General features: G+C 70.1%; 11 protein-coding genes and 1 rRNA gene. 5 read left to right on the top strand and 7 right to left on the bottom strand.

The features are described from left to right. Window positions 1–54 precede the first annotated feature (54 nt). From VGZ32_RS04800 to mtrA, 6 genes are all read right to left on the bottom strand, one after another. On the bottom strand, window positions 55–816 hold the full coding sequence (locus VGZ32_RS04800; protein WP_326884584.1) for a response regulator transcription factor: 762 nt from the start codon (window positions 814–816) through the stop codon (window positions 55–57). 283 nt (window positions 817–1,099) lie between these two features. Continuing rightward, window positions 1,100–1,831 carry a ribosome hibernation-promoting factor, HPF/YfiA family gene (hpf, locus tag VGZ32_RS04795; protein WP_326884583.1) on the bottom strand — a complete coding sequence of 244 codons (732 nt, stop codon included), beginning with the start codon at window positions 1,829–1,831 and terminating at the stop codon, window positions 1,100–1,102. Between the two features lie 428 nt (window positions 1,832–2,259). Continuing rightward, window positions 2,260–2,997 (bottom strand): hypothetical protein, encoded by a 738-nt coding sequence (locus tag VGZ32_RS04790; RefSeq protein ID WP_326884582.1) that lies wholly within the window; start codon window positions 2,995–2,997, stop codon window positions 2,260–2,262. Window positions 2,998–3,015: 18 nt separating this feature from the next. Further along, the gene (locus VGZ32_RS04785; RefSeq protein ID WP_326884580.1) at window positions 3,016–4,887 is read right to left on the bottom strand and encodes an LpqB family beta-propeller domain-containing protein; all 1,872 of its coding nucleotides are present in this window, start codon (window positions 4,885–4,887) and stop codon (window positions 3,016–3,018) included. Between the two features lie 23 nt (window positions 4,888–4,910). After that, entirely contained in the window at window positions 4,911–6,623 is a 1,713-nt protein-coding gene (gene mtrB, locus VGZ32_RS04780) for an MtrAB system histidine kinase MtrB (protein ID WP_326884579.1), read from the bottom strand. A 161-nt stretch (window positions 6,624–6,784) separates the two neighbouring features. Further along, the gene (mtrA, locus tag VGZ32_RS04775; RefSeq protein ID WP_331683374.1) at window positions 6,785–7,462 is read right to left on the bottom strand and encodes an MtrAB system response regulator MtrA; all 678 of its coding nucleotides are present in this window, start codon (window positions 7,460–7,462) and stop codon (window positions 6,785–6,787) included. Window positions 7,463–7,691: 229 nt separating this feature from the next. Here mtrA and VGZ32_RS04770 point away from each other — a divergent pair, with 229 nt between their 5' ends. From VGZ32_RS04770 to VGZ32_RS04750, 5 genes are all read left to right on the top strand, one after another. After that, entirely contained in the window at window positions 7,692–8,834 is a 1,143-nt protein-coding gene (locus VGZ32_RS04770; protein WP_326884577.1) for a hypothetical protein, read from the top strand. Window positions 8,835–8,863: 29 nt separating this feature from the next. Further along, window positions 8,864–9,526, top strand: a complete 663-nt coding sequence (locus tag VGZ32_RS04765; protein ID WP_326884576.1) for a DUF4129 domain-containing protein — start codon at window positions 8,864–8,866, stop codon at window positions 9,524–9,526. After that, on the top strand, window positions 9,523–10,800 hold the full coding sequence (locus tag VGZ32_RS04760; protein ID WP_326884575.1) for a DUF4350 domain-containing protein: 1,278 nt from the start codon (window positions 9,523–9,525) through the stop codon (window positions 10,798–10,800). Before VGZ32_RS04765 ends, VGZ32_RS04760 begins: the two co-directional genes overlap by 4 nt. Window positions 10,801–10,934: 134 nt before the next feature. Beyond that, window positions 10,935–11,927 carry a MoxR family ATPase gene (locus VGZ32_RS04755; RefSeq protein WP_326884574.1) on the top strand — a complete coding sequence of 331 codons (993 nt, stop codon included), beginning with the start codon at window positions 10,935–10,937 and terminating at the stop codon, window positions 11,925–11,927. Window positions 11,928–11,971: 44 nt separating this feature from the next. Further along, window positions 11,972–13,357 carry a DUF58 domain-containing protein gene (locus VGZ32_RS04750; RefSeq protein WP_326884573.1) on the top strand — a complete coding sequence of 462 codons (1,386 nt, stop codon included), beginning with the start codon at window positions 11,972–11,974 and terminating at the stop codon, window positions 13,355–13,357. A gap of 243 nt (window positions 13,358–13,600) precedes the next feature. Here the strand turns inward: VGZ32_RS04750 and rrf are convergent. Continuing rightward, a 5S ribosomal RNA gene (gene rrf, locus VGZ32_RS04745) occupies window positions 13,601–13,717 on the bottom strand. Window positions 13,718–13,920: the final 203 nt, after the last annotated feature.

Genomic DNA, 13,920 nt, shown 5'->3' with positions numbered 1-13,920 from the left:
CACCAGGCGTCGCGCGAGAGATCACGCCGCGGTCGGGCGCGATCCGGGCGCGGTTCACGGCAGGTCGAGGATCTTCTCCCGCACCGCGTACATCACGGCCTCCATCCGGGAGTGCAGCTGGAGCTTCTCCAGGATGTTGCGCACATGGTTCTTGACCGTGTTCTCGCTGATGAAGAGGGTCTTGGCGATCTTGCTGTTGTTCGCGCCGGTGGCGATCAGCTTGAGCACCTCGAGCTCGCGGTCGGTCAGCTTCGGCGCTGGTGGTCCCTGTTCGCGCTTCTCCTCGCCGTGCTTGGCCAGGGTGGCGAACTCGCTGATCAGCTTGGTGGCCATGGACGGGGTGATCAGCGACTGGCCGCCGGCGACCGCCCGGATCGAGTCGGCGATCTCGTGCGGCGGGATCTCCTTGAGCAGATAGCCGGTAGCCCCGGCCTTGATCGCCTCGTAGAGGTCCGCCTCCTCGTCGCTCATCGTGAGCATGACGATCCGGGTGGACGGGGCGATCTCCTTGATCGCGGCGGCCGCCTCGATCCCGCCGCCGATGCCGCCGCGCTTGGGCATCTTCACGTCCAGTAGGACCACGTCGGGCAACAGTTCGCCGGCCTTCGCCACCGCCTCGCTGCCGTCGCCCGCCTCGCCGACCACCTCGATGTCGGACTCCTGCTGCAGCACGATGTCGAGCCCCCGGCGCAACAGCGCGTGGTCGTCGACGAGCAGCACCCGGATCGGGTCGCCGCCCGGCCGCGGCGCGCGGGGCGCCTGCTGCGGGATCGCCTCCCCGGTGGTCCCCACCTGCGCGGATTCGGATTGGGCCACCTGTCCGTACCCCCTGGATCTGGATCGGCCCGGTCCGGCCCCGCCGCGCGCCGTCACTTCCGGCCCGCCGCCGGATACGCTGGGTGACCGGGTCATCATCGCACAGTATCGGTGAAACCTGATAATAGCTGGCGCAACGCCGCACAGGACAGTGCCACCCCACCAGCGCGCATGCCGTGCTCCCCGGGTCCTCGCGTCAATTTTCCCCTTTCCACACGGTCCCGGGCCGTTCCCGCCGCCGTGCGTACCGGCGGCGGGAACGGCCACTGTCTGCTCTCGATCGTCAGGCGGCGTGCATACGCGCGTCCGCCGGAGCCGCCACCTCGGCCCCGGCCTGGCCGTCGGCGTAGTGCGCGGCGCCGTTCTCCTCCAGGTGGATCACTCCGTAGTCGTATCCCTTACGCCTATATACGACGGACGGTAGCTTGCTCTCGGCGTCCACGAACAGGTAGAAGTCGTGGCCGACCAGCTCCATCTCGTACAGCGCCTGGCACAGGTCCATCGCCGGCGCGCTGTGCGTCTTCTCCCGCACCACCATCGGCCCGTCGCCCTCGACCTCGATCGGCCCGGCGCGGTGGACCCGCTTCTCCTCGTGGCTTTCCTCGTGGCGGCTCTTGCCCTGGCCGTTCAGCTGCGCGCTGATCTCCTCGGCCTCGAGCTCGGCCAGCGCGGCGGTGGCGATGGCCACGGAGACCGGACTGTGGCGCCCGTGGTGGATCCGGCGGCGGTCGGCGGCCCGGCGCAGCTGGGCCTCGAGCTTCGCGGCGGCGAGGTCCAGGGCGGCGTAGGGGTCGGCCGCGCAGGCCTCGGCCCGCACCACCGGTCCACGCGTGCGCATGGTGATCTCGATCCGGTCGCACCGTTCCGCCTGGCGGGGGTTGCGCTCGCGGGACAGCTCCACGTCGAGGCTCATCGTCTTGCCGTCGAACCGCTCGATCCGCGAGAGCTTCTCCACCACGTGCTTGCGGAACCGCTCCGTCACCTCGGCCTTGCGGCCCTTCACCACGATGTCCACCGCGTCTCCTTATCGTTTCGCATGTCAAGGGACTGCCGACGCCGTACCCGCGGGTGAGTACGGGTCTTCCAGGGGGAGGGGGCACCGCCTCCTTCTGGGGTGGTCTGGATATCAACCGTATGCCGGAAACTTCCGGCTGTGGAGGGGGTAACGATTCGGGAACGGCGCCGGGTTCCGGCCGGTCCGCCGATAAAGGGGAGATTCCCCGTTGTCTTGGGGATGAACGTAATCCCGGCAGGCCATGAACGGTAGATGCCCAGTGTCACGCTCGGCCAAGCGGGTGAATCGTCAGCGGATGCCTGCGCGCTCCTTGCGCGCCGGTGCCACGCGCGCTAGCAGGCCCGAGCCGGGCTCGTCGAACCGGCTCGAACCATCCCGTTCATCAGCGATGAGTGATTTAGGCGGAGCACATTCACTGCCGCTGCACATCAACTGCCACTGAACCCGGTCGCGCCGAGCACCGCGGCGCCGATCGGCCGCCCACCCGCCGCGCGCAACGCCCGCGCCGCCTCGGCGAGCGTCGCGCCACTGGTCACGACGTCATCCACAAGCACGGCAGGCCGCAGCAGCACCAAATCGGCGGCGGTGCCGCGGACGCCGAGGGCCCCGGCGAGGTTCTGGGCCCGCTGCCATCGGTCCAGCCCGGCCTGGTCGGCGACCGTCCGTACGTGCCTGAGCGCCGGAAGCACGTTCGCGACTCGGCCGCGCGCCCTCAGTTCACGGGCTGCGGAACGGGCCATGCGGCGGACCGGATCGTGACCGCGCTTGCGAGTCGACCGGCCCGCAGACGGCGCCGGGATCAGCCAGAACTCGGGCTCGCTACCCGCCGCGGCGAGCACCGCCCGCGCCAGCTGCCGGCCGAGCGGCCTGGCCAGATCGATGCGGCCGCGCTCCTTGTGCGCGATGACGATCTCGGGAATCGGGTCATGGTACGGCGCCAGCGCGTGGACGCCCGGGAACCCGGCCGGCCTGCGCTGCGGACGCACCAGCCGAGGCGGCCCGGTCAGCGCGAGGGCGCAGCCGGGACAAAGTCCGTCCACCACGTCGCGGCTGCCGGTATGCCCGCAGCCCGCGCACTCGGCGGGCAGCACGAGATCGAGCAGCGTCGTCCACCAGTGCCCGGCCTGACGCCGCCTCACCTGACGGTTCGTCAGGACTTGTCCCATATAGAGAGAATAGGCCGGTCAGAATGAGTATGAGGGCGAGATTCCGGGAATGGGGTTCTGCCAGTTGCCGAGGCTGGGCGAGTAGGTCGCGATCTGCAGGCTCCCGCTCGACGCGTCCTGGTACGCGGCGAGCAGGCCGCCGGATCCGCTCCAGGCGATCGACGCGGTGAAGATCGGCGGGGCGATGGTGACCGCGTTGAGGTCGGTCGGGGTGAACACCGGCGAGCCGTCGGTGTAGACCTCGGCGATGGTCGAGGACACGCTGCCCTGCTCGGCACCGAGGATCGCCAGGGTCTGGCTGCTGTTCCACTCGACGTCGCCGATCGTCGCCCAGCCGTCGAGGATCGGCTGGGTCGACCCGTCGGCCAGGTTGAGGTAGAGCTGCGAGCCGGTGTTGAGCTCGACGCCGACCGAGAGCGCCAGCGCGCCGACGGCGTCCGCGTAGACGAGCGCGACGCGGCGGCCGTCCGCGGCGACCGAGACCTGCTGGATCGCCCCGTCACCCGGCGGGAGCTCGACGATGACCGACTGCTTCTGCGCGGCCCCGTTGACGTTCGTGTCCACGCGGAACAGCGTCGGCTGCCCCGAGACCGTGGCGATGAACCACAGATGCCCGAACACGTCCCAGCTCAGCGATTTGATCCCGGCGCCGCTGTACACCAAGGCCGGAACCTCGGCGGATCCGGGCGTGCCGAGGTAGAGGTTGGCACCGTTCACGTCGGTCAGCGCGAGGACCGGTTGTCTGGTCGACCCGTCGACGCCGAGGGCGAGCTGCCCGTACTTCATGGTGGACGGCCCCACCTGGGACGGTATGGCGAGCGTCCGGGCGCCCAGTTTGGCCATGACGTGCCCGGCGTTCGGGTCGTTCTTGGCCCCCGGCGGCTCGATGAAGTAGAAGTCGGCGGTGCGCGTCGGCTTCGAGGCGTTGAGCGTGACGTGGTACTTAGCCAGGACGTCCTGGACGTTGTCCGCGTGGCCGAGCCGCATCTGAGGTCCGAGCGCCTGGTCGTAGATGTCGACCGAGGAGATGGAGCTGACGCCGACGAAGGTGGCGAGCAGTTCCTCGGCCAGCCGGTCGCACGAGACGTGCGAGGTCGGGAGGCAGAAGTTCTGCGGCTTGATGGTGACCTGCGCGACCTCCGCCTGCGTGATGGTGACGTTGGCCAGGTGCAGCCCGGTGACGGCCGCCTGCGCCACACCGTCGTACTGGGACGGCGCCCCGGCCAGGACGATGCCGGCGAGCCGGGCCGCCGCGTCCTGGTCGACGAGCGCGGCGCGAAGATAGACCGGGTCCGGGATCATGCTGTTCGTGCCGGGCTGGCCGTCCACGTAGTAGACGCTGTACGGGGTGTAGTAGGAGCGGAACGCCTCCTGCGTCAGCGGGATGCCGAAGCCCGGGGGCACCTCGTCGATGTGATAACCGGTCTTCGAATCGCCCGCGACGTGAAAGAAGTACGACTCCTGCTTGGGCTGCGTGGTCGGCGTGTACCGGCCGCCGGGGTCGACCTGCCCGACCTCGACCGCCTTGATCTCGAACTCGTCGGGCTGGCCGGAGACCGGGTTCGCGCTGCTCTCGGAACTGAAGACGATGACGGTGTCGGGGTCCCAGCTCGCGCGCGCGTGACCGCTCAGGTACTGCTGGGCGGCGTCCGGGTCCGGCTCGTCGCTCGCCGCGGTCTGCAGGAAGCCCTCCAGGACGGCGAGCGGGGAGTCGGTGGACGAGGGTCCGTGGGCGGCCGGCCATATCCGCACGGCTTCGCCGCCGTTCGAGGTCGGCTGGCTGGTGTCTTTGATGACCCCGGAGTTGGTCGGCAGGTCGACGCAGCCCGCGACCAGCGCGGTCAGCAGCGGGGCGGCCAGTGCGATGAGGAGGGCGCGGCGGCGGGGCATCGGCGAATGGAGGCGGCGGGCGATCATCGGATTCCCCCGGTTCCCGCGTCCGGCGCGGCGGCGCGCACGGGCGGAGCGGGCACAGAGCTGCGGCGCTGGCGATCGCGGTGGTGGCTTGAGTCCTCCGGTTCCAGCGGGATCGGCGAGCGCAGCAGCTCGATCCGCGGATTGCGCGGGACGGTGAGCCGGAACTGCGAGCCGCCGCCGGGTTCGCCCCAGGCCTGGAGCCAGCCGTGGTGCAGCCGGGCGTCCTCGAGCGCGATCGCGAGGCCGAGCCCGGTGCCTCCTGTGGTGCGGGCGCGCGCCGGGTCGGCCCGCCAGAAGCGGTTGAACACCAGGGACGACTCACCGGGGCGCAGGCCGACGCCGTGATCGCGCACCGCGACGGCGACGGCGTCCTCGGACGTGGCCACGGTGACCACCACGTCGCGGCTCTCCCCATGCTCGATCGCGTTGACCACCAGGTTGCGCAGGATTCGGTCGATCCGGCGGGCGTCCACCTCGGCGACGCACGGCTCGTCCGGGGCGCTGACCACGACCGCGCCGCCCTTGCGCTCGACCAGCGGCGCGCTGCTGTCGACCACTCGCCGCACCAGGTCCCGCAGGTCGACCGGTTCGGCGTCGAGGATGGCCGCACCGGCGTCGAAGCGGCTGATCTCCAGCAGGTCGGCCAGCAGCTCCTCGAACCGGTCCAGCTGGTTCTGCAGCAGCTCGGCGGAGCGGGCGACCGCGGGCGGGAACGTCTCGCGCTCCTCGTGCAGCAGGTCGGCGGCCATGCGGACGGTCGTCAGCGGGGTGCGCAGCTCGTGCGAGACGTCCGAGACGAAGCGGCGCTGCACCCGCGACAGCTCCTCCAGCCTGCGGATCTGGCTCTGCAGGTTCGCCGCCATCTTGTTGAACGAGGAGGCAAGCGAGGCGAGGTCGTCCTCGCCGCGCACCCGCATCCGCTCCTCGAGGCGGCCGGCGGCCAGGCGCTCGGCGATGCTCGCGGCCATCCGGACCGGCATCACGATCTGCCGGGTGACGAACCAGGCGATCCCGACCAGAGCCAGGACCAGCACGATCCCGGCCAGCACCAGGGACAGTTCGACCAGTTGCAGGGTCTGCTCGTCCTGGCCGAGCGGGAAGGCGTAGTAGATCTGCGCCTGGAAGACGGTGCCGTAGTCGTTGACCGCGATCGACTGGCCGAACACGACGGCGTGCTTGACGCTCTGCGGTTGCCCGGACAGCTGGTAGGCGACGTCGGCGAAGGCGTGGTAGCCGTTCTTCGGATCCTGCCCGACCGACTTGACCAGGTCGGCGGGGACGGAGTCGGCCACCAGGTTGTAGCAGGTCGCCGGCGCCGACTGGGGCTCGCCGCCCTTCTGCACGGTGACCATGACCTGGAACTGGGTGCCCCCGGCCGAACCGCTGCACAGCTGGCTGACCAGGCTGGTGGCGAGGAGGTAGGCCTCGGCGGAGGCGTCGACGCTCTTGGCCGACAGCAGCTGCCTCGCCTGGTCCGTCCCCTCAGTCGCGGTCTGGAGGGCGACCGACAGCCGGGTGGTCACGATCCCGTCGGCGACCCGGCGCGCGATGAAGTAGCCGAGGCCGAGGGCCAGGATCATGGAGAGCACCATGGTGACCGAGACGATGCGGAACTGGAGCGAGCGGCGCCAGCGCGCGGGCAGGTCGTGGACCGCGTGCACGAGCGACCGGAGCGCGCGCCGCACCTCCGTCGCGATCGTCCTGCCCACTTTCCACACCGCCGGTTCCTGGCTCTGTGCCCAGACCTCGTTGCTGGTCCACGTCTCGCAGCCGGCTAACGCACGTCGCCGCTGTTAAGGGCACAGTAACCCCGCCCCCGCCAGGGACGACGCAAATCCGCGCATCCCAGGTTCCGCATCCGGCGGCGGGGTTACGCGGGGCCGGCCTTGTAGCCGACGCCGCGGACCGTGATCACGATCTCCGGCTTCTCCGGGTCGTGCTCGATCTTCGAGCGCAGTCGCTGGACGTGCACGTTCACCAGCCGGGTGTCTGCCGCGTGCCGGTAGCCCCAGACCTGCTCGAGCAGCACCTCGCGGGTGAAGACCTGCCAGGGCTTTCGGGCGAGGGCGACCAGCAGGTCGAACTCCAGCGGGGTCAGCGCGATCGAGTCCCCGCCGCGCTTGACCGAGTGGCCGGCCACGTCGATGGACAGGTCGCCGATGTTGAGGGTCTCCGGCTTGGGCTCGTCGGCCCGGCGCAGCCGCGCGCGGACCCGGGCGACCAGTTCCTTGGGCTTGAAGGGCTTGATGACGTAGTCGTCGGCGCCGGACTCGAGGCCGACCACGACGTCCACCGTGTCGCTCTTCGCGGTGAGCATCACGATCGGCACGCCCGACTCGGCCCGGATCTGGCGGCAGACGTCGATGCCGTCGCGGCCGGGCAGCATGAGGTCGAGCAGCACCAAATCCGGCTTGAATTCGCGGAAGGCCGCGAACGCCCGGTCACCGTCGGACACCGCCGCGGTCTCGAAGCCCTCGCCACGCAGCACGATGCCGAGCATCTCGGCCAGCGCGGTGTCGTCATCGACGATGAGCACACGTCCCTTCATGGCGTTCATCTTCGCATCATTCCGCCGTCGCGCGGTAATAACGCCCGGATGATCTCGCCCCAGAAGAACCGTTGACGCTGAAGAGCCATTGACACTGCCGCTCTTCTCGGCGACCTGGTCGGCGGGAAGAACCATTAACACCGCAGTGGCAGCCGGGTTCGCGGGCGTGGCAGGATGTGGACCTGTTCAGGGTGGGGGCCCGGTGGCGGGGTCCCCGAAGGGATGGGGGATGGCAGAGGTGTCCGCGGCCTGGGCCGCGCCGAGCGCACCGGCTCCAGCTCCCCCGGTTCCGGCGGCGGCGCCCGGCACGGGCAGCACGGCGCCGGACGCGACGGGGGCGCGGAGGCTCGAGGGAGTGCGCCCGATTCCGCTGCGGCCGTTGGGCGTTCTCGAGTTGCTGGACGGCGCGGTCGGCGCGGTGCGGGCGTTGAGGACTGGCCTGGTCGCGCGGGCCTCGGCTGTGGCGGGGGTGTGCGCGCTCGTCGGGCTCGGCGTGCTGTGGGCGTTCGACGCGGCGATGAAGTCGGCGATCCGGATCCACCCGCTGATCACGACGGACTACTTCGGCTTGACTACGGTGCAGTACGGCCAGACGAGTACCGATGCGGTGTTCGGCGCATTCGCCGTCAGCGTGCTGATCCCGACGGTCTTCTGCGGCTTTGCGGCGACCGTCGTGGCCGGGCTGCTCTCCCGACCGGTCAGGGAGTACATCGACGGCAACAGGAGCAACGGGAGCAACAGCGGCAACGGGCAGGGAACGAACGGAGCCCGTCCCGCCACGCCCAGCATTCCGCGACTGTGCGTTCTGGCGGCCATCACCGCGATACCGCGCGTCATCTTCACCGGGCTGTTCGTCGTGCTCGCCCTCGCCGCAGCCAACGATCCCTCTGGCAGCTATGCAGGCATATACACACTGCTCATCGTCGTAGGCGTGCCGCTGTGCTTTTGGTTCACGGCGCAGTTCGCGGTCGCTGCTCCGGCCAGTGTGCTTGAGGGACTCGGCCCGGCTTCTGCGCTGCGCCGAGGTGGCAAGCTGGTCTCGGCCGGGCGCTGGCGGGTGCTGTGGGCGAGCCTGCTGACGCTCGCGATCACGACGGCGGTGACGCTCTCGCTGATCGTGCTCCAGTACTCCATCTACGATGACCACGGCATCAGCGATCTGCTGAACGGCGACCCGGTCAACTCGTCGACGTACTGGTGGCTGGCCGCGGACGTCGTGGTCGCCGCCCTGTTCTCCGCGCTCACGGTGCCGTTTCGGGCCGCGGTCGCCGCCCTGTTGTACGTCGACCGCCGCTTTCGCCGCGAGGGCCTCGATATACGCATCGCCTGGGCTCGCGTCGCCCGCGCGAACGGCGGCGGGAAGGGGCGGTGACGTTGCCTGCGGAGTACAAAGGCGTGCGCATGGACGCGCCCGTCGTGGTCAACAGCGATCAAGCGCACCAGATGGCGGTGCGCGAACTCGCGAAATCGAAGTACCACACGGGCCCGGCGACAGGCCCACCGCAGCAACTGCCGTCGGTCGGCGCTTCACCCCCTCCACCTCCGCACCAGACCTCGTCGGCCGGGCACGCCGGGATGATCGTGCTGGTGATCCTCGCCGCGATCGTGCTCGTCCTCGTGATCGTGCTGTTGCTGCGCTGGCTCGGCCGGCCGCGCACGCAGAAGAAGTCCAAGAAGCCTCCGAAAGAGGCGGCCGCCGCATCGGCCACGCAAGAGGTCCTGGTCGGCGCGGCCCGGCACCGGCGGGCTGCCGAGCTCGCGGCCGAAGCAGGTGACTGGGCGGAGGCGATCCGGGAGCGGTTCCGCGCGGTGATCGCCACTTTGGACGAGCGCGGGCTGCTGCCGGAACGGGTCGACCGGACCGCCGACGAGGCCGCTCACGACGCCGGGGCGCTGCTGACCGCACACGCGTCGGTGCTGACGGCTGCGGCGCGGGCCTTCGACGACGTCGAATACGGCGAGTTCGTCGGGACCGCGGAGGGCTACCAGCTGATCTCGGAAGTGGACGAGCTCGTGAGTGCCGCCCGGCCCGAATCTCTTGCGCCGACGGGCGGCGCCCGGTGAGATCATCGGTCCGCGCGTCGATCGCGGGTTTGTCGGCGCTGCTCATGTCGGTCGGCGCGACGGGGACGGCACTCGCCGCTGCGAGCCCCACGCCGTCGAATGGAGTCGACACCACCACGCTGGCCAATCCGTCCAGCGACGACGCGCTGCTCAACCTGCTCGGCGAGCAGGGAGTCTCGTACACGCCGATCACCAGCCCCGATGACGCGCTCGTCGGCGACGCACAGGACGTCACGCTCGTCATCGACCCGGATGAAATCCCCGACCAGTCGACGCTGGCACAGCTCTCGAACGCAGGCATCGGCCGGATCATCGTCCTCAACAACAACGCGGACACGCTGACGCAGCTGACTGGCGGCGTCGGCGTGGCTCAGAGCTCGGCGTCTCCGCAATCGACGACGACCCTTGAGCCGGCGTGCGCCGAGCCCGACGCGGCGGCGGCCGGGAACCTCGATCTGGAGGAGGGCACCGCGACCTTTTCCATCGCCCCGGGAACACCGGCCATCGGCTGCTATCAGGTCGAGGCCGCTCCCGCACTGGTGGACGTCGCATCCCCGCAAGGCACCGGCGACGTGATCGCGCTCGGCAGCACAGCGTACTTCGAGAACCAGTACCTGGCCTCGGCGGGCAACGCAGCGCTGGGATTGCGGATCTTCGGCGCGCATCCGCACCTGATGTGGTGGGCGGCAAGCTTCATCTCGGACCCCGGACTGCTCAACTGTGTCGGCGCCGGATGCGATCTCGGTCCGGGCGGAAATCCCGGCGGCGGCGCGACGGGCCAGCAGAACCCGACGACGGTGACGGAGTCGCCCGGCGCCCAGCAGGCATCCAGCAGCCAGCCCACGCTGACCAGCTTGATGCCGTCATGGATCTGGTGGGCGCTGCTCCAGCTGGTCGTGGCGGCGCTGCTCACCGCGTACTGGCGAGCCCGCCGCATGGGCAGGGTGGTGACCGAGGAGCTGCCGGTCAAAGTCAGGGCGGCGGAGACGGTAGAGGGGCACGCGCGCCTTTACCGCCGCGCGAACGCCCATGGGCGCGCCGGTGAGCTGTTGCGTCGGGCGACGGCGAGTCGCTTGGCCGGATACTTCGGCATCCCGGCCGCGCGGGCCCACGCGGATCCGTCGCTGCTCGTCGCACCGGTCGCGGCGCGCCTCGAAACAGCCCCGGAGCTGATCGGCGACCTGCTCGCGGGCGAGGCGCCGCAATCCGAAGCCGAACTGGTCCTGCTCGCGGACCACCTCGACCAACTGGAGAAGGAGGTCCGCTCGTCGTGACCGAATCGCTTCCCGATACCGCAGCGCCTTACGCCGGCCCGTCTGACGCGGCGCCGCCTCTACTACAGCCGCCTACGCCTGATGGAGCATCAGGCACCTTGGCAGCAACGACCGTCGATTCCGCGCCAGCTGCCGTGACCGCTTCGCTCCGCACGCCCGACACGGCCAGCCCTGCCCACGACGAGGCGCGGCGGGCGCTGCAAGCAGTGCGCGCCGAGGTGGGGAAGGCGGTCGTGGGCCAGGACGCAGCGGTGACCGGGCTGGTGATCGCACTGCTGTGCCAGGGACACGTGCTGCTCGAGGGCGTGCCCGGAGTCGCGAAGACGCTGCTGGTGCGCTCCCTCGCCGCCGCGCTCGACCTGGACACCAAGCGGGTCCAGTTCACGCCGGATCTGATGCCGGGGGACGTCACCGGCTCGCTCATCTACGACGCGCGCACCGCGGAGTTCTCGTTCCGCGAGGGACCGGTGTTCACCAACCTTTTGCTCGCCGACGAGATCAACCGGACGCCGCCGAAGACGCAGGCGGCGCTGCTTGAGGCGATGGAGGAGCGGCAGGTCACGGTGGACGGCTCGCCGCGGGCGCTGCCATTCCCGTTCGTGGTGGCGGCGACGCAGAACCCGTTGGAATTCGAAGGCACCTATCCGCTGCCTGAGGCGCAGCTGGACCGGTTCCTGCTCAAGCTGATCCTCCCGATGCCGAGCCGCGACGAGGAGATCGCGGTGCTGCGCAGGCACGCCGAGGGCTTCGACCCGCGACGGCTGGCTGATGCCGGGGTGCGCCCGGTCGCGGGGCGTGCGCAGATCGAGGCCGGACGGGCCGCCGTGCGCGCGATCACTGTGACACCCGAGGTGCTGGGCTACATCGCCGACGTCGTGCGGGCAACGCGCACGGCGCCGGCGCTGTCGGTCGGGGTGTCGCCGCGAGGCGCGACCGCCCTTCTCAGCGCCGCGCGAGCGTGGGCTTGGCTGTCCGGACGCAGCTACGTGAGCCCGGACGACGTGAAAGCACTGGTGCGGCCGGTGCTCCGGCATCGCGTGCGGCTGCGTCCGGAAAGCGAACTTGAGGGCGTGTCGACCGACGCCGTTATCGACAGCGTGCTCGCCTCCGTCGTGGTGCCGCGGTAAGAGCAAACAAGACAAGAAGCGCCGGAAGCGGAGGATCGACCGACATGCCTGGTGCCCGCTCGCGCGGCGGCGTCGTGCTCACCGGCCGGACCGGGGTGCTGGCTGCCGCCGGCTCGGTCCTGGTCGCGGTGGCCACGGGGGCGCTCCACGTGGCGGGCTGGGTCGGCCTGGCCGCGTATGAGGTGGCGCTCGCCTGCGTCGTGGCAGCCGACGCATACCTTGCCGCGTCACTCCGCGACACAAGGCTCGAACGGTCCGGCGACACGACCGTGCGGCTCGGCGAGCGCGCCACAGTGGCCCTCGACGTCGTAAACGACGGCAGCCGCGCCCTCCACGGGACGCTGCGTGATGCCTGGACTCCCAGCGCGGGCAACCGCGAGCCAAGACTGTCGGACACGACCCTCCAAGTCGGCGAGCTGCCCGCCGAGCCTCGCCACCAGCTGAAAATCGAACCTGGAACAGCGCAGCGCATCGTCACCGTCCTCATCCCAACGCGCCGCGGGGACCGCGTTCCCGACCGGGTAACAATCCGCGCCCTCGGACCACTCAGGCTGGCGGGGCGTCAGACATCCCGTGAAGTGCCGTGGCGAGTGCGTGTGCTGCCGCCGTTCGAGAGCCGCAAGCATCTGCCGTCGCGGCTGGCCCGCCTGCACGAGACGGACGGCCGTACACCGGTTCTGGTGCGCGGCCAGGGCAGCGAGTTCGATTCGCTGCGTGAGTACGTGATCGGCGATGACGTCCGATCGATCGACTGGCGGGCCACGGCGCGCAGAAACGACGTCGTGGTGCGCACCTGGCGGCCGGAGCGAGACCGCCACGTGGTCATCGTGCTGGACACCGGCCGCACATCGGCGGGACGAGTCGGCGACGTCCCCCGACTGGACTCGGCGATGGACGCGGCACTCCTGCTCGCAGCCCTCGCCACACGCGCCGGCGACCGGGTCGATCTGCTCGCCTACGACCAGCAGGTGCGCGCCTCGGTAACCGGCGCACCTCCAGGCCGCACGCTCGCCCTGTTCAGCGACAAGATGGCAGGTCTGGAGCCTTCGCTGATCGAGCTCGACGCCGACGGCCTCACGACGTACCTCGTCACCCGGGTCCGGCGCAGATCCCTCGTGGTGCTGCTGACGAGCATCGACGCGGCCCCGATCAGCGAAGGCCTCCTCCCGAAGATCGGCCGCCTGACAGCGCGTCACAACGTCATCGTCGCCTCGGTAGCGGACCCCCGCATCGCCCAGCTCTCAGCAGGACGCGGCACAGCCGAAGCAGTCTTCGCAGCAGCCTCGGCAGAACTGGCCCTCGGTGCCCGTCGCCAGACGGCGGTGCAACTGGAGCGTCATGGTGTCTGTGTCGTCGATGCCGTCCCGGACCGTCTCGCTCCGGCTCTCGCGGACGCGTATCTCGCTTTGAAGGCGGCCGGTCGCCTGTAGTCCCGGGCGATCGTCGGCAAGCGGTAGCGGTGTGGCTTCGCACAGCTCTCGCGGAGAAAGGGAAACGCCCGTCTGGAGCGCCGTCGGCAAAGCACCCAGCTTCCGCGCGCGTCTATTGGGTGGTGTGTGGTTGCCTGGCGGGGGCATGGGAAACGCCCCACCCCCGTGTTCCGGGGGGTGGGGTGTTTAAAATGGCTTTGCTCCCGGCACCTGAAGGTGTCGGGAGCAAAGCCTTTATGGGTGGTGCGGCGGTGTCCTGCTCTCCCGCCGGGTGGCCCCGGCAGTACCCTTGGCGCTGGTGGGCTTAGCTTCCGGGTTCGGGATGGGTCCGGGCGTTTCCCTACCGCTATGGCCGCCGCAACGTGGTCGAACCAGCCATCCAACCACGGGTCCGCTGGCCACACCTCACGGGTGTGGCTTTCGGGGTGGTGGGGGGTTCGGGAACCGGATAGCGGATGCGAGCAGCTTCGTGTTGAGTCTGGTGTTGGGGTGCTGGTCACGCGCTTGGGGCGCGTGGCGCTGTCCTGGGTGGTGTTTGGTGTGGTGTTTGGTGTGTAAGTCCT

The organism is Actinocrinis sp. (assembly GCF_035938995.1).
Taxonomy (GTDB): domain Bacteria; phylum Actinomycetota; class Actinomycetes; order Streptomycetales; family Catenulisporaceae; genus DASZGI01.
Note: the sequence above shows the minus strand (reverse complement) of the source record. Positions and strands in the feature narration are given on the sequence as shown.

Coding starts and splice junctions, on each gene's coding strand:
- VGZ32_RS04790 (WP_326884582.1), bottom strand. CDS start 2,997: ATGGGACAAGTCCTGACGAACCGTCAGGTGAGGCGGCGTCAGGCCGGG.
- VGZ32_RS04765 (WP_326884576.1), top strand. CDS start 8,864: ATGGACGCGCCCGTCGTGGTCAACAGCGATCAAGCGCACCAGATGGCG.
- VGZ32_RS04750 (WP_326884573.1), top strand. CDS start 11,972: ATGCCTGGTGCCCGCTCGCGCGGCGGCGTCGTGCTCACCGGCCGGACC.
- mtrA (WP_331683374.1), bottom strand. CDS start 7,462: ATGAAGGGACGTGTGCTCATCGTCGATGACGACACCGCGCTGGCCGAG.
- VGZ32_RS04770 (WP_326884577.1), top strand. CDS start 7,692: ATGGCAGAGGTGTCCGCGGCCTGGGCCGCGCCGAGCGCACCGGCTCCA.
- VGZ32_RS04785 (WP_326884580.1), bottom strand. CDS start 4,887: ATGCCCCGCCGCCGCGCCCTCCTCATCGCACTGGCCGCCCCGCTGCTG.